General features: G+C 69.5%; 23 protein-coding genes and 2 tRNA genes. 10 read left to right on the forward strand and 15 right to left on the reverse strand.

Annotation, left to right across the window (positions count from 1 at the left end; genetic code table 11):
* Positions 1–4 precede the first annotated feature (4 nt).
* The 4 genes from NB3_RS05505 to thiL are packed head-to-tail and all read right to left on the reverse strand — an operon-like array spanning position 5 to position 3089.
* On the reverse strand, positions 5–868 hold the full coding sequence (locus NB3_RS05505) for an alpha/beta fold hydrolase (protein WP_067797451.1): 864 nt from the start codon (positions 866–868) through the stop codon (positions 5–7).
* Between the two features lie 58 nt (positions 869–926).
* On the reverse strand, positions 927–1166 hold the full coding sequence (locus NB3_RS05510) for a hypothetical protein (RefSeq protein ID WP_067797454.1): 240 nt from the start codon (positions 1164–1166) through the stop codon (positions 927–929).
* Positions 1167–1215: 49 nt separating this feature from the next.
* The gene (locus NB3_RS05515) at positions 1216–1899 is read right to left on the reverse strand and encodes a uracil-DNA glycosylase (RefSeq protein WP_067797457.1); all 684 of its coding nucleotides are present in this window, start codon (positions 1897–1899) and stop codon (positions 1216–1218) included.
* 11 nt (positions 1900–1910) lie between these two features.
* The gene (gene thiL, locus NB3_RS05520; protein ID WP_067797460.1) at positions 1911–3089 is read right to left on the reverse strand and encodes a thiamine-phosphate kinase; all 1179 of its coding nucleotides are present in this window, start codon (positions 3087–3089) and stop codon (positions 1911–1913) included.
* A 167-nt stretch (positions 3090–3256) separates the two neighbouring features.
* Between thiL and NB3_RS05525 the strand changes: the two genes are divergently transcribed.
* Complete coding sequence (locus NB3_RS05525; protein WP_067797462.1) at positions 3257–4000, forward strand: DUF3515 domain-containing protein; 744 nt, start codon at positions 3257–3259, stop codon at positions 3998–4000.
* Positions 4001–4289: 289 nt separating this feature from the next.
* On the opposite strand, the gene NB3_RS05530 is transcribed toward NB3_RS05525, so the two are convergent.
* Together NB3_RS05530 and NB3_RS05535 are read right to left on the reverse strand one after the other, a co-directional pair.
* Positions 4290–5393: a D-alanine--D-alanine ligase family protein gene (locus tag NB3_RS05530; protein WP_067797465.1), complete on the reverse strand. Its 1104-nt coding sequence runs from the start codon at positions 5391–5393 to the stop codon at positions 4290–4292.
* Positions 5394–5468: 75 nt separating this feature from the next.
* Positions 5469–6464, reverse strand: coding sequence for an NAD(P)H-dependent glycerol-3-phosphate dehydrogenase (locus NB3_RS05535; protein ID WP_067797469.1), 996 nt, complete (start codon positions 6462–6464; stop codon positions 5469–5471).
* Between the two features lie 31 nt (positions 6465–6495).
* Here NB3_RS05535 and cofC point away from each other — a divergent pair, with 31 nt between their 5' ends.
* The 3 genes from cofC to NB3_RS05550 all read left to right on the forward strand — a co-directional run bounded on the left by cofC (position 6496) and on the right by NB3_RS05550 (position 10384).
* The gene (cofC, locus tag NB3_RS05540) at positions 6496–7179 is read left to right on the forward strand and encodes a 2-phospho-L-lactate guanylyltransferase (protein WP_067797475.1); all 684 of its coding nucleotides are present in this window, start codon (positions 6496–6498) and stop codon (positions 7177–7179) included.
* Between the two features lie 71 nt (positions 7180–7250).
* Complete coding sequence (locus NB3_RS05545; protein WP_067797478.1) at positions 7251–9422, forward strand: RNA degradosome polyphosphate kinase; 2172 nt, start codon at positions 7251–7253, stop codon at positions 9420–9422.
* A complete protein-coding gene (locus tag NB3_RS05550; protein ID WP_067797481.1) occupies positions 9419–10384 on the forward strand; it encodes an NUDIX hydrolase in 966 nt (321 codons plus the stop codon). The genes NB3_RS05545 and NB3_RS05550 overlap by 4 nt, the downstream gene beginning before the upstream one ends.
* A 183-nt stretch (positions 10385–10567) precedes the next feature.
* On the opposite strand, the gene NB3_RS05555 is transcribed toward NB3_RS05550, so the two are convergent.
* The 3 genes from NB3_RS05555 to leuC all read right to left on the reverse strand — a co-directional run bounded on the left by NB3_RS05555 (position 10568) and on the right by leuC (position 13447).
* Positions 10568–11221 (reverse strand): HU family DNA-binding protein, encoded by a 654-nt coding sequence (locus tag NB3_RS05555; RefSeq protein WP_067797483.1) that lies wholly within the window; start codon positions 11219–11221, stop codon positions 10568–10570.
* Between the two features lie 156 nt (positions 11222–11377).
* Entirely contained in the window at positions 11378–11986 is a 609-nt protein-coding gene (gene leuD, locus NB3_RS05560) for a 3-isopropylmalate dehydratase small subunit (protein WP_067797486.1), read from the reverse strand.
* 39 nt (positions 11987–12025) lie between these two features.
* Positions 12026–13447: a 3-isopropylmalate dehydratase large subunit gene (leuC, locus tag NB3_RS05565; RefSeq protein ID WP_067797489.1), complete on the reverse strand. Its 1422-nt coding sequence runs from the start codon at positions 13445–13447 to the stop codon at positions 12026–12028.
* A 156-nt stretch (positions 13448–13603) separates the two neighbouring features.
* Here leuC and NB3_RS05570 point away from each other — a divergent pair, with 156 nt between their 5' ends.
* The 3 genes from NB3_RS05570 to NB3_RS05580 all read left to right on the forward strand — a co-directional run bounded on the left by NB3_RS05570 (position 13604) and on the right by NB3_RS05580 (position 15164).
* Complete coding sequence (locus tag NB3_RS05570; RefSeq protein WP_067797491.1) at positions 13604–14305, forward strand: IclR family transcriptional regulator; 702 nt, start codon at positions 13604–13606, stop codon at positions 14303–14305.
* Positions 14306–14338: 33 nt separating this feature from the next.
* A complete protein-coding gene (locus tag NB3_RS05575) occupies positions 14339–14839 on the forward strand; it encodes a pyridoxamine 5'-phosphate oxidase family protein (protein ID WP_067797494.1) in 501 nt (166 codons plus the stop codon).
* Positions 14840–14984: 145 nt separating this feature from the next.
* Positions 14985–15164, forward strand: a complete 180-nt coding sequence (locus tag NB3_RS05580; protein WP_067797498.1) for a DUF5302 domain-containing protein — start codon at positions 14985–14987, stop codon at positions 15162–15164.
* A gap of 566 nt (positions 15165–15730) precedes the next feature.
* Here the strand turns inward: NB3_RS05580 and NB3_RS05585 are convergent.
* From NB3_RS05585 to NB3_RS05600, 4 genes are all read right to left on the reverse strand, one after another.
* A tRNA-Glu gene (locus NB3_RS05585) sits at positions 15731–15803 on the reverse strand.
* Positions 15804–15949: 146 nt separating this feature from the next.
* Positions 15950–16021: transfer RNA gene (locus tag NB3_RS05590), tRNA-Gln, on the reverse strand.
* A gap of 115 nt (positions 16022–16136) precedes the next feature.
* Positions 16137–17627, reverse strand: coding sequence for a glutamate--tRNA ligase (gene gltX / locus NB3_RS05595; protein ID WP_067797501.1), 1491 nt, complete (start codon positions 17625–17627; stop codon positions 16137–16139).
* 13 nt (positions 17628–17640) lie between these two features.
* Complete coding sequence (locus NB3_RS05600; RefSeq protein WP_067797504.1) at positions 17641–18414, reverse strand: fumarylacetoacetate hydrolase family protein; 774 nt, start codon at positions 18412–18414, stop codon at positions 17641–17643.
* Between the two features lie 204 nt (positions 18415–18618).
* Here NB3_RS05600 and NB3_RS05605 point away from each other — a divergent pair, with 204 nt between their 5' ends.
* Positions 18619–19800, forward strand: coding sequence for an MFS transporter (locus tag NB3_RS05605; protein WP_067797507.1), 1182 nt, complete (start codon positions 18619–18621; stop codon positions 19798–19800).
* A 555-nt stretch (positions 19801–20355) separates the two neighbouring features.
* Here the strand turns inward: NB3_RS05605 and NB3_RS05610 are convergent.
* On the reverse strand, positions 20356–21363 hold the full coding sequence (locus NB3_RS05610; protein ID WP_067797509.1) for a 3-isopropylmalate dehydrogenase: 1008 nt from the start codon (positions 21361–21363) through the stop codon (positions 20356–20358).
* Between the two features lie 253 nt (positions 21364–21616).
* A complete protein-coding gene (gene serA / locus NB3_RS05615; protein ID WP_067797512.1) occupies positions 21617–23215 on the reverse strand; it encodes a phosphoglycerate dehydrogenase in 1599 nt (532 codons plus the stop codon).
* Positions 23216–23357: 142 nt separating this feature from the next.
* On the opposite strand from serA, the gene NB3_RS05620 reads away from it, so the two are divergent.
* Entirely contained in the window at positions 23358–23912 is a 555-nt protein-coding gene (locus NB3_RS05620; RefSeq protein ID WP_067797515.1) for a TetR/AcrR family transcriptional regulator, read from the forward strand.
* 77 nt (positions 23913–23989) lie between these two features.
* Positions 23990–25699 carry an alpha/beta fold hydrolase gene (locus NB3_RS05625; RefSeq protein WP_067797518.1) on the forward strand — a complete coding sequence of 570 codons (1710 nt, stop codon included), beginning with the start codon at positions 23990–23992 and terminating at the stop codon, positions 25697–25699.
* The last annotated feature ends 278 nt before the right edge of the window (positions 25700–25977 follow it).

Here is a 25977-nt window from a genome sequence, read left to right on the forward strand (position 1 = left end):
GGCGTCACTCCCGGGTCGAGAGCACGAATTTCGCCACCGCGTCGGTGAACGAGTCGTTGTCGTCACCGGCCGCGGTGTGCGCGGCGCCGCCGATCTCCACCAGTTGAGCGTGCGGCACGAGCCGCTGGAACGCCTCGGCTCCTTCAGCGCTCACCACGTCCGAGCGCATGCCGCGCACCAGCAGCACCGGGATGCGCAGCGCCCGCGCCGCGTCCTCCATCGGCTCGATCATCGCGGACGGGTCCTCGACCCGGTCGCTGAGCATGTCCGGATCCCAGTGCCAGTACCAGCGACCGTCGCGCTCGCGCAGATTGCGCAGCAGGCCCTCGGGGCTCTTCGGGCGCGGGCGGTGCGGCAGATACTCGGCGACCGCGTCGGCGGCCTGCTCCAGACTGTCGAAGCCGTCACGGTGCTTGCCGAGGAAGTCGATCACCCGTGCCACCCCTTCCGGCTCGGGCCGGGTGACGATGTCGACGAGCACCAGCGCGCTGATCGCCTCTCCGCCGGGCCGCGCGGTGGCGAGCAGACCGGTGATTCCCCCCATGCTGGCACCCACGACCACGGCGGGCTCGCCCAGCTGTTCGAGCACCAGCAGCAGGTCGTCGACCATGGTCTGGCGCCGATAGTCGCGATCCGGCGCCCACTCGCTGTCGCCGTGGCCGCGGGCGTCGACCGTGACGACCCGCATCCCCGACGCGCCGAGCCGGGCGCCGGTCTTCTTCCACGAATGGCGGGTCTGCCCGCCACCGTGCAAGAAGACGACGAGCGGGCCGTCGGCCGGGCCGAACTGATCGGCGGCCAGCTCGATTCCGCCCGAACCGCGCAGCCGGAGCCGGGACGGTTCGAGAAGATAGTTCGCATTACTCACGATCCGTAGGATCGCACAACGCCGGGCCGCGCTGGCGCGAACCCGGCGTTTCGAGGGTTCAGCAGGCGAGATTGCCCGCGAAGAACAGGCACGCGATCTTGGCGTTCACCGACGCGGAGATGGTGGAGGAGCCGCTGGAGGTGTACTCCTCGGCGACCGGGGCGGTCGTGGTCTCCGTGGCGGGCTCGAGCCGCAGCGGGGCCGCACTCGCGACGGCGGCGCCGCTGCTGAGAGCGGCGCAGAAGGCCAGGGTCGCGGTCGTGCCGCGCAGCGCGCCGCGGACGGTGGTGTTGTGCATGGAACAGCTCCTCACTCGTTACTCGGTCGATCACACACAGACGCCCGATTCAGGGCAGGCGCCAGTCAACCGGTTCGGCCCCCAGTTCGTCGAGCAATTCGTTCACTCGCGAGAAGGGGCGGGAACCGAAGAATCCACGAGACGCCGACAGCGGCGACGGATGCGCGGACTCGATGTAGGGCACCTCGGCCTCGGTCAGCAGCGGTTTGAGCGTCGCCGCGTCGCGGCCCCACAGGATCGCGACCAACGGCTCGTCCCTGGCGACCAAGGCGCGGATCGCCTGCTCGGTGACCGCCTCCCACCCCTTGCCGCGGTGCGAGGCAGGCTTGCCGGGCGACACGGTGAGCACTCGGTTGAGCATCAGCACACCCTGATCCGACCACGGGCTCAGATCGCCGCAGGACGGCGTCGGGTGGCCGAGATCCTTGCTGTATTCGGCGAAGATGTTGGCCAGGCTGCGCGGGATCGGCGAAACGTCCGGCGCCACGGAGAAACTCAGTCCCATCGGATGGCCAGGCGTCGGGTACGGATCCTGGCCGACGACGAGCACGCGCACCGCGTCGAACGGACGCTGGAAGGCCCGAAGGACGTTGTCACCCGAGGGCAGGTAGCCACGGCCGGCGGCGTTCTCGGCACGAAGGAATTCGCCCATGGCGGCAATCCGATCCGCCACCGGCTCGAGTGCCTTCGCCCATCCCGGATCCATGATTTCCGACAGTGGTTTCGCGCCCATGACCGCACAACTTAGCGTGGCCGGTCGCCGGATGACGAGTCCGCCCCACGGAACGATTCCCAGCCGCCGTCGCCGGTCTGCGCAACGCCGTCGACGGTGAGCCCGCGACCGGCCACAACCCGCCCGATCGCGACCCATCCGGGGGGAAGCGCGCGGTCCGGCGCCCAGGCGCCCGCGAAGGCATGGTCCTCGCCGCCGGTCAGGATCCATTGCGCCGCATCGGCTTCCAGCAGCGCCGCGATGGGTTCCAGCGCGGGATCGCGCAAGGCGGCCGAATCCAGGTCGATGGCGACACCCGAGGACGACGCGATGTGCCCCAGGTCCGCGAGCAACCCGTCGGACACATCGGTCAGCGCGTGCAGGCCGATGTCGGACGCACCGGTCTCGGCGCCTGCGCTTGTCGAGCCCGCGCGCGCTTCGCGATCGAGCGGGACCGGTCCGGACGACTCAGCGCCCGGGTCCGCGGACGGGCTGAGCGCTGCGAAGTCGGGGCGCGCGGTCGTGTCGCTGCCAGCCGCCTTGGTTCGGGCTGAAATCCCCTGAGTTGTAGCATCTTCCGGGCCTGCGCGTCGCCCGCGTCCGAGCGCGTCCAGAACGAGCGCGTACGGCGGCTGCGGAACGCGATGCGCGGCAAGGGCTTCCGCGACCTCGGGACCGGTCGCTCCGGCGGTGAACGCGGCCAGGCCCGCGGCCGACCAGCCGAGGCGGCCCGCCACCGCGACGACATCGCCCACGCGCGCTCCCGCTCGGGTGACCGGCACGCCGCGGCCGGGATCGCCGAAGGCGGTGACGGAGACGACCAGTTCACGGCTGCGAACCAGGTCGCCGCCCGCGATGGACGCGCCCGCCCTGGCGGCTTCGGCCCACATGCCGTCGGCGAGGCCGTCGATCACCGCGAGCGGGGTATCGGCCGGGCAGCCGAGCGCGACGACGAACGCGGTCGGCGTAGCCCCCATGGCCACCACGTCGGCGGCGTTCTGCGCGATCGCCTTGCGGCCGACGTCCTCGGGACTGGACCAGTCCAGCCGGAAGTGCCGGTCCTGCACGAGCATGTCGGTGGTCACCACGAACCGGCCGTCCGGCGCGGCGACCAGCGCCGCGTCGTCGCCGGGGCCGAGCAGGACACCCGGCGCCTGCACGCGGCCCGCGTTGATGCGCTCGATCAGCGCGAACTCGCCCAGTTCACGCACTGTCCTCGGGGCCCTGCTGGCGCTGATGACCGATCCTCTCCGGCGCGCTGCTTGCTGGAATGAGCCCGACGGTACCCTTTCGGAGGCACTCGAGTACCACCCGGCCCCGCGCCCTGCGGCGGGGCGGCGACCAGCGCCGACGCGCGACGAGGAAAGGATCGGTGAGCATGGCGGCGGATTCGTCGGACCGTGATTCGGCGGAGCCCGAACACGAACGCACCGATGCCAGGACTCCCGGGAGCGCCCCGGCGGAGCCCACGGCCCCGGGCGGCACGGACGATGACCCGCAGACCGCTCCCTCCTCCGCCGCGAAGAGCGCGGACAGCGCGAAAGCCGACGCCGCCGAGGCGGACAGCCGACCCGCGCCGGCCCAGGCACACCAGTACCCGCCCGCGCTCATCGCCACGGCGGTGGCGCTTCCGGTCGTGCTGGTCGTCGCGGTGCTCGTCGCCGCCGTGCTCGCGCGCCGCGCGCCTGTCGAACGCGAACCGCTGGTGCTCGGCCCCGTCCCGGCTCCGGCGGCGGAGGGTCCGGCTTGCGCCGCCCTGCTGCCCGCCCTGCCGGCGGACCTGGGTGAGTTCACGAAATCGACCCTGGTCGAGCCCGCTCCTCCCGCCACCCGCGCATGGCAGCGCGCCGCGGGCGGCGACCCGATCGTGCTGCGCTGCGGGTTGGATCGCCCGCTGGAGTTCAACCGCGCCTCGCCGTTGCAGATCGTGAACGGCGTGCAGTGGTTCGAGGTCCGCGACCAAGCCGCCAAGGCGAGCACGTGGTTCGCCGTCGACCGGGGGACCTATGTCGCCCTCACCGTCCCCGACGGCTCGGGTCCGACACCGCTGCAAGAAGTCTCCGACACCATCACCGCCAGCCTTCCGCCCCAGCCGATCGACCCGGGACCGCTGCCCAACTGACGCGGCTCGCGCGGCGCTCGCTGCCCGGTCCCGGCATGGATGTCGAGCATGCCGCCCTGGCCGCGGGCGTCGCGCGCGGGCTCGCGTTCCCCGCGTCCGCCCGATCATCCGGCGGCTGGCAATTCTTCAGCAACCGTCGGCCCCCTGGTCGCAGCCGCCGAACGATGCGCTGCGGGAGCGCGTACTGATCTCCCGAGAACCCCGCGCGGTCCCGCCGATTCCACGTATCGCCGATGACTGACCGGGCAGCCGGTGATTGCTCGCCGAATCGCTGCCGCGCCGTCCAGCCCTAGCGCAGACCGGTGCCGCGGACGAGCGCTGTTTCGATGAGCGTGGAGACGAGCGCTGCGTAGTCGATGCCGGTGGCCTCCCACATGCGCGGGTACATGGAGATCGCGGTGAATCCCGGCATCGTGTTGATCTCGTTGATCACCGGCCCCTGCTCGGTGACGAAGAAGTCGACCCGCGCCAGGCCCTGGCAGTCGAGGGCGCGGAAGGCGCGCACGGCCAGTTCCCTGACCTGGTCGGACACCTCGTCGTCCAGTTTCGCTGGAACGTCGAATTCGCAGACGTCGTCGAGGTACTTGGTGTCGAAGTCGTAGAACGCGGGCCCGTCGGCGGTGACGCCGGTCTCCGGCATCCGGATCTCCGCGACCACGCTCGCCTCGACCCGGCCGTCCGGGAACTCCAGCACCCCGCACTCCACCTCGCGTCCGACGATCCCCGCTTCGACGATGACCTTCGGGTCGTGCACGCGCGCCGCGGCGATGGCCGCGTCCAGCTCGTTCCAGTCCTCGACCCTGGTGATGCCGATCGAGGAGCCGCCGCGCGCCGGTTTGACGAAGACGGGCAGTCCCAGGCGCAGCCGGTCCTCCTCGGCGACCGTCGCGGCGCCCGGCCGCAATACCACCTGGGTGCCGACCGGCAGCCCCTCCGCCGCGAGCAGCTTCTTGGTGAATTCCTTGTCCATGCCCGCCGCGCTGGCCAGCACACCCGGACCGACATAGGGAATTCCGGCGAGTTCCAGCATCCCTTGCAAGGTGCCGTCCTCACCGAACGGGCCGTGCAGGATCGGGAACACCACGTCGACCGAGCCGAGCGCGGCGCCGGGATCGTCCAGCGCGATCAGCGCCCCGGAGCGACTCGGATCCGCGGCCAGGGTCAGTGCCGTGCCGGTGGCGTCCACCGAGGGCAGGGCGCGATCGTGGATGCCGAGCGCGGCCACCTCCGAACCGCCGAGCACCCAGCGGCCCTCCGCGGTGATGCCGATCGGCACCACCTCGTACTTCTCCTGATCCAGGTGGCGCAGCACGCTACCGGCCGATACGCAGGACACGGCGTGCTCGTTGCTGCGCCCGCCGAACACCACAGCCACCCTGATCCGGTTCGTCATGCCCCGAACCGTACCCGTTTCGGAACGCGGTCCCACCGCTGACCGTCCCGGACACTCACCCGTGGCGAGCCGGGATCACTCCGGCTTCATCCGCCGCCCGAGCAGGTTGCCGACGGCTTCGCGCACCGAGAGCCCTTCGTGACAGACCTGATGCACCGCAGTGGTCAGCGGCATCTCGACGCCGTGCCGCTCGGCCAGCGCGCGCACCGATGTGCACGACTTCACACCCTCGGCGACTTGGCCATGAGTGGCCGACTGAGCGGCGTCCATGGAACCGCCCGCGCCGAGCACATGACCGAACGACCGGTTGCGCGACAACGGGGAGGTGCAGGTGGCGACCAGATCGCCGACTCCGGCCAGACCCGCGAGCGTCACCGGTTCCGCGCCGAGGGCCACTCCGAGCCGGATGATCTCCGCCAAGCCGCGGGTGATCAGGCTGGCGATCGAGTTGTCGCCGAGGCCCATCCCCGACGCGATGCCGCAGGCGAGCGCGATGACGTTCTTGCACGCCCCACCGATCTCGCAGCCGACCACGTCGGTATTGGTGTAGGGCCGGAAGTATCCGGTCGCGCAGGCGTGCTGCACCGCGACCGCGCGATCGTTGTCCGAGCAGGCGACCACGGTCGCCGCGGGCTGGCCAACCGCGATCTCGCGCGCCAGGTTCGGCCCGGACAGCACCGCGATCCGGCTCGCGTCCGCGCCGCTGACCTCCTCGATCACCTGGCTCATCCGCAGCAGCGTGCCGGTCTCGATGCCTTTCGCCAAGCTCAGCAGCGTGGCATCGCCGGGGATCAATCCCTTCCACTCCGCGAGGTTGGCCCGCAGCGATTGCGACGGCACCGCCAGCACGACGATGTCGGCTCCGTCCAGCGCGACCGCCGGGTCGTGGGTGGCCGCGACCGGCGGCAGCGGAATATCCGACAGGTAATCGGGATTGCGATGTTCGGAGGCCAGCGTCGCGGCGACCTCCGGCCGCCGGGCCCAGATCGTGACCTCGGTTCCCGCGTCCGCCAACACCTTCGCGAACGCGGTGCCCCACGATCCCGCGCCCAGCACAGCCGCCCTCGTCATCAGCCCAATATGCCATGGAAGGATTGCTCGCATGCGCCCGCACGCCGTGCATGCCGTGATCGCGGTCAAGAGCCTCGATCGGGCCAAGAGCCGACTGGCCGACCGGCTGCGCCCGGAGCACCGGGCCCGGCTGGTGCTCGCCATGCTCGCCGACACCGTCACCGCCACCGCGGCGGTCGGCGAGATCGTTTCGGTCACCGTGGTCACGCCCGACCCCGCCGTCGCCGACCTGGCCCGCACGCTCGGCGCCGAAGTCCATCCGGAACCGCGCCGGCAGCACGCCGACGGGCTGAACACCGCGCTCGCCGCGACCGCCGCCGCGTTGCGCGGCGCGCACGGCCCGATCGATCTGCTCGCACTGCAAGCCGATCTGCCCGCGCTGCGCACGGAAGAACTGTCGGACATGCTCGCCGCCGCCCCGCGCGGACTGCGCTCGATCGTGATCGATCACGAGGGCAGCGGCACCGCCGCGCTCGTGGTGCGCGACCCGGTCGCCGCGCTCGATCCCCGTTTCGGCCCCGGCTCGGCCCGCAGCCATATCGACGCGGGCGCGGTCGATCTCGCCGGGGATTGGCCGGGCCTGCGCTTGGACGTCGACACACCCGCCGACCTCGACCGCGCGGTGGCCCTGGGGGCCGGAACCGCGACGCGTGCTGTCCTGCACGACATCGGCTGGCCGGGCGGCGTTCACGAGCCCGTTCCACACGTGTGCTAGCCGGTCGCCATGGTGGCGTGAGACACATGACGATCCCGGTCGCGGGATGCACACGACCTCTCCGGTAGGGGATGATCGTTGGCGTGAGCGATACGGAAACCGTCAAGCAGCAGCCGTTGCTTCCCACGCCACCCCCGGCGGCGACACCCCTGTCCGCCGACGTGTCGGCGGCGCGGTTGCCACGCGATCGCTACCTCAATCGCGAATTGAGCTGGCTCGACTTCAACGCCCGCGTGCTCGCCCTCGCCGAGGACGAGTCGCTGCCGTTGCTGGAGCGTGCGAAGTTTCTGGCGATCTTCGCGTCGAATCTGGACGAGTTCTACATGGTGCGGGTGGCCGGGCTGAAACGCCGAGCCGAGACCGGCCTGCTGGTGCGCTCGGCCGACGGCCGCTCCCCCGGCGAGCAGTTGGAATTGATCGCCACGCGCACCCAGGAGATCGCGGTGCGGCACGCCCGCGTCTTCCTCGACAGCGTGCTGCCCGCGCTGACCGCCGAGGGCATCGCGATCATCGACTGGAACGACCTGGACGAGGACGAACGCCAGCGCCTGTCCGGCTACTTCCAGGATCAGGTCTTCCCGGTCCTCACCCCGCTCGCGGTCGATCCGGCGCACCCCTTCCCCTACATCAGCGGACTGAGTCTCAACCTTGCGGTGACGGTCAAGGATTCCGCGACCGGCGGCGAACACTTCGCCCGCGTCAAGGTTCCCGACAACGTCGACCGGTTCGTCCGCGTGCGGCGCACCGATTCCGGCTCCCCGATCGCCGCGTTCCTGCCGATGGAAGCGCTCATCGCCGCGCACTTGGACCTGCTGTTCCCCGGCATGGACGTGGTCGAGCACCACTCGTTCCGGATCACCCGCAACGCGGATTTCGAGGTCGACGAGGATCGCGATGAGGACCTGCTCCAAGCGCTGGAGCGGGAGCTGGCGCGGCGGCGGTTCGGTTCGCCGGTGCGCCTGGAAGTGTCCGACGACATGACCGAGCACATGCTCGATCTGCTGCTGCGGGAGCTGGACGTCGACCCGGGCGACGTCATCCAGGTGCCCGGCCTGCTCGACCTGTCCTGCCTGTGGCAGGTGTACGGCGTCGACCGGCCGAACCTGAAGGACACTCCGTACGTTCCGGCGACCCCGCCCGCGTTCGGCGAGCGCGAGACGCCGCGCAACGTCTTCGCCGCGCTGCGTGAGGGCGATGTGCTGGTGCACCATCCGTACGACTCGTTCTCCACCAGCGTGCAGCGGTTCATCGAACAGGCCGCCGCCGACCCGCAGGTGCTCGCCATCAAGCAGACGCTCTACCGCACCTCCGGCGACTCCCCGATCGTCAACGCGCTCATCGACGCCGCCGAGGCGGGCAAGCAGGTCGTCGCCCTGGTCGAGATCAAGGCCCGCTTCGACGAGCAGGCCAACATCAAGTGGGCCCGCGCGCTGGAACAGGCGGGCGTACACGTGGTGTACGGCCTCATCGGCCTGAAGACCCACTGCAAGACCTGCCTGGTGGTCCGTCGCGAGGGAGCCACCATCCGGCGTTACTGCCACATCGGCACCGGCAACTACAACCCGAAGACCGCCCGTCTCTACGAGGACGTCGGATTGCTCACCGCCGCACCGGATATCGGCGCCGATCTGACCGACCTGTTCAATTCGCTGACCGGTTACTCACGCAAGGAGAACTACCGCAATCTGCTCGTCGCCCCGCACAGCGTGCGCTCCGGCATCATCGAGCGCATCCAGCGCGAGACCGAGCTGGCGGGTCAGGGGCAGGACGCCCGGATCCGGATGAAGGCCAACGCCATCGTCGACGAAGAGGTCATCGACGCGCTGTACCGGGCCTCGCAGGCGGGCGTGCCGGTGCAGATCGTGGTGCGCGGCATCTGCGGTCTGCGCCCCGGCGTGGCGGGTATGAGCGAGAACATCGAGGTGCGCTCCATCCTCGGCCGGTTCCTCGAGCATTCCCGCATCATGCACTTCCAGGCGCAGGACCAGTACTGGATCGGCAGCGCCGACATGATGCACCGCAACCTCGATCGCCGGGTCGAGGTGATGGTGCAGGTGAAGGATCCGCGGTTGACCGAACAACTCGGCGGGGTCTTCGACTCGGCCCTGTCGCCGACCACGCGCTGCTGGGTGCTGCAACCCGACGGCACGTGGCGGGCGTCGCCGGGCACCTCCGGCGACGGGGACAAGATCAGAGATCATCAGGAGTTCTTGATGCGGCTGCGGAGGCCAGATCAGCAGTGAACGCCAAAACGGGGTTCGAACAGGAGGGGGGCCCGTTCTGGGATCCCCGCGTCACCGCCAACATCCACGCCGCGGGAGCGGTGCTGTGGCGTGAATCGTCCGCGGGTGCGATCGAGATCGCACTCGTCCACCGTCCCAAGTACGAGGACTGGTCGCTGCCGAAGGGCAAACTCGACCCGGGTGAGACCCCGGTGCTGGCCGCGGTCCGTGAGGTCCGCGAGGAAACGGGGTTGGACAGCAGGCTCGGCCGCTACCTCGGCCATGTGACCTACCCGATCCCCGGTCATCGCAAGCTGAAGCGGGTCGACTACTGGGCCGCCGAACAGGTGGGCGGGGAATTCACGGTCAACTCCGAGGTGGACGCACTCAGCTGGCATCCGCTGGATCGGGTGATGGACCAGCTGTCGTATCCGATGGATCGGCAGGTGGTGCGCGCCTTCACCCGGCTGCCTGCGCGCACCGACACCCTGCTGTTGGTCCGGCATGCCAAAGCGGGCCGCAGGGACCGCTTCAACGGTCCGGACGACCAGCGTCCGCTCGACCGCGACGGCGAGGCGCAGGCGCAGGCGCTCACGTCGAATCTGTTGGCATTCGGCGCATCCGAGGTCTACTCGGCTCCCCCGCTGCGTTGCGTGCAGTCCGTGGCGCCGCTGGCGGAGAAGCTCGGTGTCGAAATCACCGAGGAGCCTTTGCTTTCCGAAAACGGGTACGCCGAAAACCCGGACGAGGCCCGGGAGCGCTTTCGAGCCCTGGTGTCGGACAACGCCATTCGCGTGGTCTGCAGTCAGGGCAAAGTGATCCCCGATCTGCTGGGATGGCTGGCCGAACGCGACGGGATCGCGCTGCCGTCGGCGCGCAATCGCAAGGGCAGTGTGTGGGTGCTGTCGTTCGTCGACCATCGCCTGGTGGCCGCCGACCATCTGGATCGATCGCTGTCAGCCTACGTGGTGCGGTCGGATTAGACCGGCAGCCTCCGCGTCACCGCGCGGGTCGGCGGGCGCCGATCGGCGTCCACGGCCGTGCGATGCCGGTAGGCGGACAGCCGAAAACGGCCCCGGGTGTCTCCCGGGGCCGTCTCGACGTTGAGGCGAATGGGCCCGGTCGTGGGGCCACGCATTCAGCGCCGATCCGGCGGTGGCTCGAGATCAGCGGGTGCCGCGAGCCGGGGCCTTCTTGGCCGCCGTCTTCTTCGCGGTGGTCTTCTTGGCGGCGGTGGTGGTGGTCTTCTTGGCCGCCGTGGCCTTGGTGGCCGTCTTCTTGGCCGGAGCCTTCTTCGCGACCGCGGTCTTCTTCGCGGGCGCCTTCTTCGCAGCGGTCTTGGTGGCGGTCGTCTTGCGCGCGGTGCTCTTCGCCGGGGCCTTGGCGGCGGCCTTGCGGGCCGTGGTCTTGGCGGGCGCCTTGGTCGGCGTCGACTTCTTGGCGGCGGTTTTCTTGGCCGCCGTCTTCTTGGCCGCCGCCTTCTTCGCCGACACCGGCGCATTCACCCCGCGCTTGACGGCGGGCCCGGTCGCGGCCAGTTTCTGCTTACCCGCGATCACCGCCTTGAACTGGGCTCCGGGGCGGAACGCGGGCACCGAAGTGGGCTTGACCTTCACCGTTTCGCCGGTACGCGGGTTCCGTGCGACGCGAGCCGCACGCTTACGCTGTTCGAACACACCGAAACCGGTGATGGTGACGCTCTGACCCTTGTGCACCGCGCGCACGATGGTGTCGACCACATGCTCGACTGCCGCGGTGGCCGTGCGCCTGTCCGTACCCAACTTTTCGGTCAGAACGTCGATCAGTTCCGCCTTGTTCATTGAATCCTCCGCAGACTAATGGCCCGTCGTCGGACCGACTAGGTACCACGGTAAACCCACTTTGGGCAAGAGTCTATGTGCCACGCCAAAATTCATGTGGTTTAGCACACGTCCAGCTACCACAACTCCGGCTGCCCAGCTAACCGGCGGGGGTGATTACGTCTGCGAAATATGTGCTGGCAGGGTAGTGGGTTTCCATGTTGGCCTTGCCTTTTCGAACCGGGCGATCGCGTCCTCCCGGCGCAGCGTCAGCCCGATGTCATCCAATCCCTCCAGCAGACGCCACCTGGTGTAGTCATCAATATCGAACGGCAACACGACGGTTGCGGCCGTCACCGTGCGCGCCTCGAGGTCCACAACCAATTCCAAGCCGGGCTGTTCCTCGAGCAACTTCCAGAGCATTTCGACATCGTTCTGTGACATCTGAGCGGCGACCAGACCGCCCTTGCCCGCATTGCCGCGGAAGATGTCGGCGAACCGGGATGAGATGACCACCCGAAAGCCGTAGTCCGACAGCGCCCAAACAGCGTGCTCACGCGACGATCCGGTACCGAAATCCGGACCCGCCACCAAGACACTACCCCTGTTGTATGGCGGGGTGTTCAGAATGAAGTCGGGATCGGTCCGCCATGCGGCGAACAAGCCGTCCTCGAATCCGGTCCGCGTCACCCGCTTGAGGTAGACCGCCGGGATGATCTGATCGGTATCGACATTGGAGCGGCGCAGCGGCACCCCGATGCCCTTGTGCACAGTGAAGGCTTCCATAACGAATCTCCTGGGTTTGATTGAGGGAATCGGGGGCGGTCAGTCCAGATCCGCAGGCGACGACAGTGTTCCGCGGACCGCCGTCGCGGCCGCCACGAGGGGAGAAACGAGGTGCGTACGGCCGCCTTTGCCCTGCCTGCCCTCGAAGTTGCGGTTCGAAGTCGACGCGCAACGCTGACCCGGCTCGAGCTGGTCCGGATTCATTCCCAGGCACATTGAGCAGCCCGCTTGCCGCCATTCGGCGCCGGCCGCGGTGAAAATCTCCCCGAGTCCTTCTTTTTCCGCCTGTGCGCGAACCCGCATCGACCCCGGTACAACCAGCATTCGCACCCCGTCGGCGACATGTCGTCCCTTCAAAATCCCGGCCACCGCACGCAAATCTTCAATGCGTCCGTTGGTGCACGAGCCGACGAATACGGTGTCGATCGGCACTTGTCGAAGCGGAGTACCCGGCTCCAAGTCCATGTAACGCAGAGCTTTCTCCGCCGACTCCCTGGCCACCTCGTCGGCGATGGCGGCGGGGTCGGGCACCGCCTCGCCCAGCGGGGCGCCCTGCCCCGGATTGGTGCCCCAAGTGACGAACGGGGTCAGCGCGGAGGCGTCGATGTGCACCTCGGCGTCGAAAACGGCACCCTCGTCGGTCTTCAGCGCCTCCCAGGCGGCCACCGCGGCGTCCCAGTCGGCTCCCTGCGGCGCGTGCGGCCGTCCTTTGAGGAATTCGTAGGTGGTCTCGTCCGGCGCGATCATGCCGGCCCGCGCGCCCGCTTCGATGGACATGTTGCAGATCGTCATTCGGGCCTCCATCGACATGGCCCTGATGGCCTCGCCGCGGTACTCCAGGACGTAGCCCTGGCCGCCGCCGGTGCCGATCTTCGCGATGACGGCCAGGATCAGGTCCTTGCTCGTCACGCCGGGGGGCATGACGCCGTCCACCGTGATCGCCATCGTCTTGAACGGGCGCAGCGAGAGGGTCTGGGTGGCAAGCACATGCTCGACCTCGGAGGTGCCGATGCCCATCGCCAGCGCGCCGAACGCGCCGTGCGTCGAGGTGTGGCTGTCGCCGCACACCACGGTCATGCCCGGCTGGGTCAGGCCGAGCTGCGGCCCGACCACGTGCACGATGCCCTGATCCAGGTCGCCCATCGGGTGCAGCCGCACACCGAATTCCGCGCAGTTGCGCCGCAGCGTCTCCACCTGGGTGCGCGAAATCGGGTCGGCGATCGGCTTGTCGATGTCGATCGTCGGGACGTTGTGGTCCTCGGTCGCGATCGTGAGATCGGGCCGCCGCACCGGCCTGCCCGCCGCGCGCAGCCCGTCGAAGGCCTGCGGGCTGGTCACCTCGTGGACGAGATGCAGGTCGATGTAGATCAGGTCCGGTTCGCGCGAGGCACCCTCGCCCTCCCCGCGAGCGACGACATGCTGGTCCCATACCTTCTCGGCCAGCGTGCGCGGTTCGGCCATTGTCGATCACCTTTCGGACGAAGCAGCCGTTTCCGCGATCTGGACTCCGATGCGGCGACGGTTGCACAAGTTGGGATAGCTGCGCCTGGTCCGAACGCCGAGAGAGGTAATCCGCGAAGGTGGATTTCTCAACATCCGAGACGCTAGTATCGTTCTATGAGACAGCATAGCGGCATCGGCGTCCTCGACAAAGCAGTGGCGGTCCTGTACGCCGTAGCCGAGCATCCCTCGGGTCTCAACGAGCTGTGCGCGCGCACCGGCCTACCCCGCGCCACCGCACACCGTCTCGCCGTCGGCTTGGAAGTGCACCGTCTGCTCGCGCGCGACAGCAACGGCACCTGGCGGCCGGGCCCGGCTCTCGCCGAGCTCGCGACCAGCGCCAACGACCCGTTGCTCGACGCGGCGTCGGCCATTCTCCCCCGGCTGCGCGAGATCACCGGGGAGAGCGTCCAGCTGTACTGCCGCGACGGCAATGCCCGCGTCTGCGTCGCGGCGCTGGAACCCCCCGTCGGACTGCGCGACACCGTACCGATCGGGGCGCGGCTGCCGCTCACCGCGGGCTCCGCGGCCAAAGTACTGCTGGCGTGGGCCGACCCGGAGCTGCAGCGCACCATCCTGGCCGACGCGGTGTTCGGCGAACGCGCGCTGGCCGAGGTGCGCAAGCGCGGGTGGGCCCAGAGCGCGGCCGAGCGCGCCGCGGGCGTGGCCAGCGTCTCGGCGCCGGTGCGCGACGCCGGAGGCACGGTGATCGCGGCGGTGTCGGTGTCGGGACCGATCGATCGGATGGGCCGCAGGCCGGGCGCCCGGTGGGCGGCGGATCTGGTCGCGGCGGCCGAGGCCCTGCACAAGCGCCTGTAACACGTTTCAGTACGAACTCTCTAGAGTTGGCCCATGGGAGTCAACCAACGGGCACAGATCGTGATGTCCGACACCGAGATCACCGAGTTCCTGCGGCGCAGCCGGATCGCGACGCTGGCAACCATCGGCCCGAAGGGCACGCCGCACCTGACCGCCATGTGGTACGCGCTGATCGACGGCGAGATCTGGTTCGAGACCAAAGCGAAATCGCAAAAGGCGGTGAACTTGCGCCGCGATCCCCGGGTCACCTGCATGATCGAGGCGGGCGACACCTACGACCAGCTCAGGGGCGTGTCGATCGAGGGCCGCGCCGAGATCGTCGATGACGCCGAGAAACTCTTCGCCGTCGGCGTGAGCGTGTGGGAGCGCTACACCGGCCCCTACAGCGAGGAACTGCGGCCGATGGTGGAGGCCATGCTGCACAAGCGGGTCGCCGTGCGCGTGGTGCCCGAACGCACGCGCAGCTGGGACCACCGCAAACTCGGACTCCCGGCGATGCCGCTCGGCGGCACCACCGCACAGCCGCTGGACTGACCGAGCGTGCCCGGGTAGCGCGACGCGCCCGAAAACCAACTGACACAACCACCCGCACGGGCTAGCGTCGGGTGTTCGACAGCAATCGGCCGGGCAGCGCCGCCCGCAAGGACGCGCCGCGCGGCCGCGACGACGAGGAGCAGCGATGGCGGATTCTGGTAAGGCCACCGGCGCCGACGAGGTGAAGCGCAAGTTCCGGGAAGCACTGGAGCGCAAGAACCAGCAGAACGCCCGCGCGGCCGACCACCTCGACGGACGGTCGAAGGCGTCCGCGGCGCAGTCCGCGGTCGGCCACAAGCGGGAATTCCGGCGCAAGAGCGGATAGTCCGCACAGTCGGCGAAGGCCCTCCAGCAAGGTCGCTGGAGGGCCTTTCTTTTGCCGCTCCCCCGCGACCGCGTCAGTCAGGGGGCCATCTCACCTCGGCGAGCGGAACCGAGGGCGGTACGCACACCCCGCAGGGGGCCGACGCTTCCGGATCGTGGCCAGCGACACCGACTCCTCCGCACAACCCGAATGCGCCGCACCGCCGCCGTCGCAGCGGGGCCGGCCGTCGAACCCACCGCGCCCGGCGTCACCTGGCGGTGGCGCGTTCGGCCTGGGGCACACCGGAGCGGAGCCCCTGGGTGAGATACGACACACAGCAGGCAGTACAGCCGATGACCGCTAGCCGTCGAGGCGAAGGCGAACTCTCGTAGGGGGCGCCCCCATGCGGGCAACGTCCAGATCCGCACCCGACAACCGCACCGGACCACCACCGCCAGGCGGGGCGAAGCCCTCGCCGGGGGGTCCGGGGGCGAAGCCCTCCGGGCGGGGTGTGGGGGTTGCACCCCCACAAAACACTGCGAAACGAGAAAGGCCCATGCTCCATGAGCATGGGCCTTCCACTCGTGTAGCCCCGACGGGATTCGAACCCGCGCTACCGCCTTGAGAGGGCGGCGTCCTAGGCCGCTAGACGACGGGGCCAGGACTGCTTCTCGCTGTCGCGAGGAGCGCCATGGTTGATCTTTCGATCAGGAGGCTCGGCTAGCTTATCTGGCCGAGGCCCGGCGACCAAATCGCCAGGTGCTGAGTGATTTCGGCCGCGAACCGAAGTCGTACAACACTCTCCGCTGGGGTACCAGGACTCGAACCTAGAATGGCTGAACCAGAATCAGCTGTGTTGCCAATTACACCATACCCCAATGACCAGGTCTTTCCGCCTCGCGTCTGGGTGACTCGAGACCGTGTTCCGGGCCGAGAAGAAGAGTACCAAACGGCTACGGGTCAACTACAAATCGCCTGGTCAAAGCCATATTTTCAGGCTTCGGAGCCGGTCTGGGCCGCCTCCCGCCAGTCCAGCGCCGCGCGCAGCCGGTCCAAGGTGACGCCGCGACCGAGCAGTTCCAGGGACTCGTACAGCGGGGGGCTGATATGCGATCCGGTGACCGCGACCCGCACCGGGGCGAAGGCTTTGCGCGGTTTCAGCCCGAGATCATCGATCAGCGCCTTTTTCAGCGCCGTTTCGATCGCCTCGGTGGTCCACTCGGTCAGCGGTTCCACCGCGGTAATAGCGGCTTGCAATACCTCGGTCGCGTCGGGACCCAGATTCTTGGCTCCGGCGGCGGGGTCGATCGCGAACTCTTCCGCGGGCGCGAACAAGAAACGCAAGAGCTCCCAAGCGTCGGACAACACGACAATCCTGGTCTGCACGAGTTCCGCCGCCGCGGCGAACACCTTCTCATCGATTTCGGCGCCGATATGGCCCTGTCCGGTGAGATACTCCCGCAGTCGGTGGGCAAAATCACCCGGTGCCAGCAATCGGATGTGCTCAGCATTGAGCGCGTCCGCCTTCTTCTGGTCGAAACGGGCCGGATTCGAATTCACTTTCGAAATGTCGAAGGCCGCGACCATCTCCGCCATGGAGAACACGTCACGGTCCTCGGACAGGCCCCAGCCGAGTAGCGCGAGATAATTCAGCAAACCCTCGGGGATGAACCCGCGGTCGCGATGGGCGAACAGATTCGACTCCGGATCACGCTTGGACAACTTCTTGTTGCCCTGACCCATCACGAACGGCAGGTGACCGAACTCGGGAGTGAAATCGGCGACCCCGATCCTGCGCAGCGCGGCGTACAGGGCGAGCTGGCGCGGGGTCGAGGAGAGCAGGTCCTCGCCGCGCAGCACGTGGGTGATCCGCATCAGCGCGTCGTCGACCGGGTTGACCAGCGTGTACAGCGGCTGGCCGTTGCCTCGGGTGAGCGCGAAGTCCGGGACGCTGCCCGCCTTGAAGACGGTCTCCCCGCGCACCAGATCGTGCCAGGACAGGTCTTCGGCCGGCATCCGCAGCCGGACCACGGCGGGGCGGCCCTCGGCCCGGTAGGCCTCGATCTGTTCGGGGGTCAGGTCCCGATCGTAGTTGTCGTAACCGAGCTTCGGGTCGCGTCCCGCGGCGCGATGGCGGGCCTCGACTTCCTCCGGCGTGGAGAACGATTCGTATGCCTCGCCCGCCTCCAGCAAACGCCGAACAATGTCCTCGTGCAGTTCTTTCCGCTGCGACTGGCGATATGGCGCGTAAGGCCCGCCGACCTCGGGGCCCTCGTCCCAAGTGAGGCCGAGCCAGCGCAGCGCGTCGATTATCGCCAGGTAGGATTCCTCGGAATCCCGTGCGGCATCGGTGTCTTCGATTCGAAAGACGAATGTGCCACCGTGGTGGCGGGCGTAGGCCCAGTTGAACAGCGCCGTCCGGATCAGGCCGACGTGCGGTGTGCCGGTCGGTGACGGGCAGAATCGGACCCGTACTTCAGTCATGGCTCTCTTTCGATCAGCGTTTGGCGGCAACGGGATTGGTGAGGGTTCCGATGCCTTCGACGGTCACCGACACCTGCTGGCCCTCGCGCATCGGGCCGACGCCCTCGGGAGTGCCGGTGAGGATGACGTCACCGGGCAGCAGCGTCATCACGGTGGTGATCCACTCGATGAGCTTCGGAATGTCGTGCAGCAGAAGCGAAGTGCGGCTGCGCTGGCGCACTTCGCCGTCGAGCTCGGTGACGATCTCCAGATCCGAGGGATCCAAAGACGTTTCGATCCACGGGCCGAGCGGGCAGAAGGTGTCGTAGCCCTTGCCCCTGGTCCACTGGCCGTCGTGGCGCTGCTGGTCGCGGGCGGTGACGTCGTTGGCGGCGGTGTAGCCCAGCACCACGTCCAGCGCGCGGGCCGCGGGCACGTCCTTGCAGGGACGGCCGATGACGATCGCCAGCTCTCCTTCGTAGTCGACCTGAGATGAGCTGGGCGGCAGGATGATCGGGGCGTTCGGCCCCACGATCGCGGTGTTCGGCTTGAGGAAGATCACCGGGTCCGCGGGCGCGGGACCGCCCATTTCGGCGGCGTGGGCGGCGTAGTTCTTGCCGATGCAGACCACCTTGCTGGCCAGGATCGGCGCGAGCAGCCGCACGTCGGCCAGCGGCCAGCTCCGCCCGGTGAACGTCGGTGTGCCGAACGGGTGTTCCGCGATCTCCTTGGCCACGCTGTCGCTTCCGTCGCCTTCGATGCTGACGAAGGCGACTCCATCGGGACTGGCAACTCGACCTAGACGCATTCCCGGAGTCTATCGACCCGCCGCCACCTGCCCGAACGCGCCCGACCGGGTGGTACGGATTCCGGCCCGATCCGGCGTCGGCGCGCCTGTGAGCAGTTCGACAGCCGCAACCGCCGAATCGAGCCGCCACCGGGTGTACCGTGAGCAGCGAAGTTCACCAAGTGGGAATGTCGTACCAAATAATGAGATTTCGAGGTGAGGCCGATGGCGACCGTTACGCAGATCGACGAGGTTCGGCGCTGGTCCATGCTCGGTCTCGGCGTGTTCGCCCAGGCCTCCAGCGCGGTTTTCATCCACGGCGTTCCGTTCCTGCTGCCCGCGCTGACCGACCGCGGCATGCCGCTGGCGACGGCAGGTCTGCTGGTGGCGATGCCCACCGTCGGCCTGGTGTGCACCCTGATCGCGTGGGGCTATCTGGTCGACCGGATCGGCGAACGCAAAGTGCTGGTCGGCGGCCCGCTGCTGATGCTGGCGGCCGGGTGCGCCGCGGCGACCACGACGAACGACATAGCGCTCGGCGCGCTGCTGTTCCTCGGCGGCGTAGGCGCGGCCAGCACCAACGGCGCCAGCGGCCGGGTGATCGTCGGCTGGTTCCCGCCGCAGCGGCGCGGGCTGGCGATGGGCATCCGGCAGACCGCGCAGCCACTGGGCGTCGGCGTCGGCGCGCTGGCGATTCCGGCCGTCGCCTCCGCCCACGGCGTGCCCGCGGCCATTCTCGTTCCCGCCCTGATGGCGGGGGTGGCGGCCTTGGGTTGCCTGGCGGGCATCGTCGACCCACCGCGTCCTGACCGGGCCGCCGCCGATCCGGCGTTGCGCGCCAATCCCTATCGCGACAACGCGACGCTGTGGCGCATCCATCTGGTCTCGGTGCTGCTCGTCGTCCCGCAGGGCACCGTGTGGACGTTCGCACTGCTGTGGTTGCACCGTGACGTCGGCTGGTCGCTGGCCGCCGCCGGTGCGCTGGTGACCGTCACGCAGATCCTCGGCGCGCTGGGCCGCATCGGCGCGGGCGCGTGGTCGGACCGGGTCGGCAGCCGGATGGGCCCGCTGCGCACGGTGGCCGTCGCCGCCGTGCTGTCGATGGCCGCGCTGGCGCTGACCGCGTCGACCCACTGGTGGTGGGCCGCCATCCCGCTGCTGATCGCCGCGTCCGTCATCACCGTCTCCGACAACGGCTTGGCCTTCACCGCGGTCGCCGAGATCGCGGGGCCGTACTGGAGCGGCCGAGGTCTCGGCGTCCAGAACACCGGGCAGAACCTGGCCATGGCCGCGGTCCCGCCGGTGTTCGGCGCGCTGATCACCGCGAGCGGCTTCCCCGCGGCATTCCTGCTCGCCGCGGTCGCGGCGGTCGCGGCAGTGCCGCTGGTTCCCCGGGACCCGGCCTAGGTTCGCGCATCGGCCGCTTGCCGGCCCCGAGAAAAGAGCCGCACTACTTTTCCAGGTCGGCGCGGCCGATATCAACCGCCCTGTCGCTGTGCCACCGGAACCCGGTGGCACAGCACTGGCTTACCGAACCACGCCGGAGTCGCACGGTAGGCGGCGATACCCGCCGCTCTGCTGAGCGGCGTCCCCGTTACATTCCGGCGGAAGCTGCCGTCATGGTCCGACCGAGCCCGACCCAGCTGGGGTTTCGCGCACCGAACTATTGCCCGCCTCCGGGCAAGGCAGCGGTTCGCGCGGATCACCGGACCTAGGGGCGGGCCGAGCGGCCCCTGTCGGTCGGCGCATAGCAGGCCCCACGGGGCCGGGGCGTGCGGTATGCGGCCCTATCCGACGCGTCGGCAGTGTCCCCGATCGCCTCGGATGATCGACGAAGCCGCCCGCGAAATCGGCCCACTCCAGCGGAGTCCCGCCGGAGCCAGCACATGCAGTGCTTGTGACGCGTGAACGCGGGAAGGCCCCGTTCCTCTCGGGCGGGAGCGGGACCTTCCTACGCGACGGTCAGAGGGTGGCCGCGATGCGGTCGCCGATCTCCACGGTCGACGCGGCGCCGGAGCGCGACTCGAGATCCTTCGCGACCGCCGACTCGACGCGCGCGGCCGCCTCGGTGTCGCCGAGGTGGTTGAGCAGCAGGGCGACCGAGAGGATCGCCGCGGTCGGGTCGGCCTTGGACTGGCCCGCGATGTCTGGGGCGCTGCCGTGCACCGGCTCGAACATGCTCGGGTTGGCGCCGGACGCGTCGATGTTGCCGCTGGCGGCCAGGCCGATGCCACCGCTCACGGCGGCGGCCAGATCGGTGATGATGTCGCCGAAGAGGTTGTCGGTGACGATCACGTCGAACCGGCCCGGATCGTTGACCATGTGGATGGTCGCCGCGTCGATGTGCTGGTAAGCCGTTGTGACATCAGGGAACTCGGCCGCGACCTCGTCCACGGTGCGCTGCCAGAGCGAGCCGGCGAAGGTGAGCACGTTGTTCTTGTGCACCAGCGTCAGGTGCTTGCGCCGGGCCTGCGCCTTGGCGAAGGCGTAGCGCACCACGCGCTCGATGCCGAAGCGGGTGTTGGTGCTGACCTCGGTGGCCACCTCGTGCGGGGTGCCGACGCGGATCGCGCCGCCGGTGCCGGTGTAGGGGCCCTCGGTGCCCTCGCGCACGACGACGAAGTCGATGTCGGGGTTGCCCGCCAGCGGGCTGGTCACGCCGGGGAAGAGCTTGGACGGCCGCAGGTTCACGTGGTGGTCCAGCGCGAACCGGGTGCGCAGCAACAGGCCGCGTTCGAGCACACCGCTCGGCACCGACGGGTCGCCGATCGCACCGAGCAGGATCGCGTCGTGCTGCTTCAGCTCGGGCAGCACCGAGTCCGGCAGGATCTCGCCGGTCGCGTGGTAGCGGCGCGCACCGAGGTCGTACTCGGTCTTCTGGACACCGGGCACGACGGCGTCGAGCACCTTCAGCGCCTCGGCGATGACCTCGGGCCCGATCCCGTCGCCCGGGATGACAGCAAGTTTCATGACAAATGCTCCGTTCGATATTGCCGGTCGCGGCCGCCGCACCGTGCGGCCGGGAGGCGACCGTCGGCGTGCGCGCGACATTCCGGCCGGGTGACCGCAGCACCGTCACGCTACTCGGCGCGGCCGGATCGCCGAGCACCGGGCGCGCGGACGACGCGGCTCCGCACGCAGGTGAAGAGACCGGCGCCGCGCACGAGTGCTTCGTGCGCGGCGCCGATTCCGCGGGGTACCGGGACGCAACGCCCCGGATGGATCAGGACAGGTCGACCTGGACGACCTTGGCAGCGCCGACGGCCTCGGCGATCGCGTCCTGCACACCGGCGGGCACTTCGCGGGCCACGCGCAGCACCACGGTGGCGCCTTCCTTGTCGACGTCCTGGGTCAGCTGCGCGGCCAGGATGTCGACCTCGGCCTCGCCGAGCTTGGTGCCGATCTTGCCCAGCGCGCCGGGACGGTCCTCGTAGTTCAGGATGGCCAGGTTGAGGCCCTCGGCGCGCATGTCGTAGTTGCGGCCGTTGATGTTGACGATCTTCTCCACCAGCTGCGGCTCGGTCAGCGTGCCCGCCACGTTCAGGGTGCTGCCGTCGCCGAACACGGCGCGCAGGTCGACGACGCTGCGGTGGCTCGGGCTCTCCGAGGCCGTGGTGACCTCGGCGGTGATGCCCCGCTCCTTGGCCAGCGCGGGCGCGTTGACGAAGGTGACCTGGTCCTCGACCAGCGCAGAGAAGATGCCGCGCAGCGCGGACAACTCCAGCACGCCGACCTCCTGCGCGGCCAGCTCGCCGCGCACCTGCACCTCCACGCTGACCGGCAGCTCGTTGGACAGCGCGCCGAGCAGGGCGCCCTGCTTGCGGACGATGTCCAGCCAGGGGGCGACCTCTTCGCCGACGGCGCCACCGGTGACGTTCACCGCGCCGGGCACGAACTCACCGGCCAGCGCCAGCAGCACCGACTTGGCGACGTCGGTGCCCGCGCGGTCCTGCGCCTCGGAGGTGGAGGCGCCCAGGTGCGGGGTCACCACGACCTGCGGCAGATCGAACAGCGGGCTGTCGGTGCACGGCTCGGTCTCGAACACGTCCAGGCCCGCGGCGCGCACGTGGCCGGACTTGATGGCCTCGGCCAGGGCGGCCTCGTCGACCAGGCCGCCGCGGGCGGCGTTGACGATGATCACGCCGGGCTTGGTCTTGGCGATGGCCTCCTTGCCGATGAGGCCCTTGGTCTCCGGGGTCTTCGGCAGGTGGATCGAGATCAGGTCGGCGCGCTCGAGCAGCTCGTCCAGGCTGAGCAGCTCGATGCCCAGCTGCGCGGCACGCGCGGGCGACACGTAGGGGTCGTAGGCGACGATCTTCGTTTCGAAGGCGGCCAGGCGCGCGGCGAACAGCTGGCCGATACGGCCGAGGCCGATGACGCCGACGGTCTTGTCGAAGATCTCGACGCCGTTGAACTTGCTGCGCTGCCAGGTGCGCTCGCGCAGGGTCGCGTCGGCGGCGGGGATCTGGCGGGCGGCCGCGAGCAGCAGGGTGACGGCGTGCTCGGCGGCGGTGTGGATGTTGGAGGTCGGGGCGTTCACGACCATGACGCCGCGCTCGGTGGCGGCGGGCACGTCGACGTTGTCCAGGCCGACGCCGGCGCGGGCGACGATCTTCAGGTTCTTCCCGGCCTCCAAGACCTCGGCGTCGACCGTGGTCGCCGACCGCACCAGCAGGGCGTCGGCCTCGGGCACCGCGGCCAGCAGGGCCGGGCGGTCCGGTCCGTCGACCCACCGGACCTCGACACCGTCACCGAGCGCGTCGACGGTCGACTGGGCGAGCTTGTCGGCGATCAGAACTACAGGACGGCCTGCTTGGCTCACGTGGAGTACTCCTGGGGATGGGGTCGGCAATTACCGCCGACCAGCTTAGTGCGCGCGATTTCCGACCCGGCTACCACCTGGTAGGCGGCCGTCGTCAGTCCCGGCGCTGGCAAAAATATGAAGACCGGTCTACAGTCACTACATGGGCGTCAAAGGCACCGAGACTCGCGGCAAACTCGTCGACGCGGCGCGCACACTGGTGGAGCGGCACGGCTACTACGGCGCGGGGCTGAACCAGATCCTGGCGGCCAGCGGCGCGCCGCGCGGGTCACTGTATTTCCACTTCCCCGGCGGCAAGGACGAACTGGTCGCGGCGGCGATCGCCCAGGCGGGCAAGGAGATCACGGCGCTGATCGACACGATCGAGCCGGGCGACGCCGCCGCGGCCGCGAGCAGGCTGCTGCGAGCGTTCGGCGACCGGCTGGAAGCATCCGGCTGGCAGCAGGGCTGCCCGGTCGCCACCGTCGCGCTCGATGTGGCGGCGGCGAACGATCCCATTCAGTCCGAGTGCGCCGCCGCGTACGCGGCATGGGAGCAGGCGCTGCGCATCAGGCTGCGCGCCGATGGCCGCGACGACGCGGACGATCTGGCGGCCGCGGTGCTCGCGATGGTCGAGGGCGCACTGCTGCTGGCCCGTGCGCAGCGCAGCCGTGAACCTCTGGAACGGGTCGAACGCACCCTGCGCGCCATGATCTGAGCCCTCGAATCCGCCGCTCCGGCAACGATTTTCTTATATCCACAAAATATGTAGACCGGTCTAGTAAGGAGATTGACATGTCCGACAGCATCGTCTTCGGAGCCGCCGGATTCCTCGGCCGCAACGCCGTCGCCCGCCTGCTCCAGCACGGGCATTCCGTCACCGCCGCGCTGCGGGCGGGCAGCGAGGAACGGCTCATCGGGTGGTTGCGCAGACAGGGCGTGGACGAGCGCGGGCTGGAGATCCTTCCTTGCGACGTGACCGCGCCGGACCTCGGCCTGCCCGCAGACTTCGATCCGTCCGGCGTTCGCGACGTGTACAACTGCGCCGCCCGCTTCGCCTTCGGGCTCGCAGCCGAGGACGCGTACGCGGTGAATGTGACCGGGGCGCTGCGGGTGCTGGAATGGTCCGCCGCCCTCCCCGAGCTGCGACGCGTCGTGCACATCACCGGATACCGGATCACCGTCGAGGAATCCGAGGAGCAGCACTACGAGAACGGCGCGTACGGCGCGTCGAAGTTCGAATCAGATCCGCTGCTGCGCCGCCGGGCGGCCGAACTGGGCGTCGCACTGACCGTCGCGAACCCGAGCAGTGTGATCGGCCCCGGCCAATACATCGGACTGGCGAGCGTCGTCGAGGAGCTGTGGAACGGGCGGCTCCCGGCTCTCCCCGGCGGCCCCGACACCTTCGTGCCGATCGTCGATCTGGACTACTTCACGGATTTCTTGATCAGCCTGCCCGCACTGCCCGACACGGCGGGCCGGTCCTACACGGTTCTCGACGACCGAACTCCGGTGCTGCCCGAACTGATCCGGCTGCTGGCGGGTCACCTCGGCGTCCGCGCACCGCGGTTGTCGATCCCGGTCGGCGTCATCTCGAAGCTCCCTACCGCCCTGACCGGCGCCGATCCGGAGACGCTGAGCTTCATCGCCGACGACCGCTACGACACCTCGGCGGCGCGGGAGGTGGCGCGCCGCGCCGGGCTCACCATGCCGCCGACGGAAGCCACCTTGCTCGGATGGGCCGACCATCTGGTGGCCACGCGGTTCGGCGCGGCGGCCGACGACCCGACCGCCGGTTTCACCGACGGCGTCTGGGTGAGCGGTGAACGCGCACGCCCCGCTTACGTTCTCCTGCACGGCCTTCCGCTGGACGGCGAGTCCTGGAACGCGGTGCGCGCGGAACTGGACGGGCCCAGCCTGGTCGCGGACCTGCCCGGCCTCGGACGTTCGGCACCAGGGGATCGCGACGCGGTGCTGCCGAAATTGCTCGCTTCCGTGCACTCGCGTCCCGTTCTGGTCGGCCACTCGCTCGGCTGCGGCCCGGTGCTGCGGTACGCGGCGCGGCATCCCGAAAAGATCTCCGGCGTGACGCTGGTCGCGCCCGCGTTCTTGCAGCCGCGGTCGGGACGGCTGCTGCGCTCGCCACTCGCGACCGCCGCGATGCGCCGGATCTCGGCGGCGGCACTGGCGCAACGGCTCGGCGTGCCCGAGAGCGACGCGATCGCGAGTGCGGCGGCGAATCTGCGCAGGCGGGGTGTCGCGGGCCGAACGGTCGCCGCGCTACGGGAGGCGAGTGCCTCCGCGCGGCGCGAAGAGCTTCGGGCTCTGCTGGAAACAGTCGAGGTGCCGGTGCGGATCATCGCCGGTTCCGCCGACCCGGTCACCGGTGCGACCGCGCGGGAACGGGTTTCGATCGAGGGTGCGGGCCACTACCCGCAACTGACCCACCCGGCCCGGCTCGCGGCGGAACTCACCCGGATCTCCGCCGTCGCGGCGCACGGTTGATCCAGCACTCCGGCGTCGTGGTGGCCGGTCGATCCAGTACTCCGGCGCCGCGGCCCGCGGCCGATTCCGCCCGTCGGCGTCGCGGCACTCGGCTGACCCCGACCACCGGCGCCGCGGTGCGTGGCCGACCCCGACCACCGAGGTCGCAGCACACCGTCGGCCTCGGACTTGCGGCGTCAGGCCGGTCGGCGACACAGCGGCGGGCCCCCACACCATCGGGTGCGGGGGCCCGCTCGGTCACGCCGTAGGTCGGCGTGCGACCCGGTCGACCCTTTCGA

This window comes from Nocardia beijingensis NBRC 16342 (genome assembly GCF_001612785.1).
Lineage (GTDB): Bacteria > Actinomycetota > Actinomycetes > Mycobacteriales > Mycobacteriaceae > Nocardia > Nocardia beijingensis.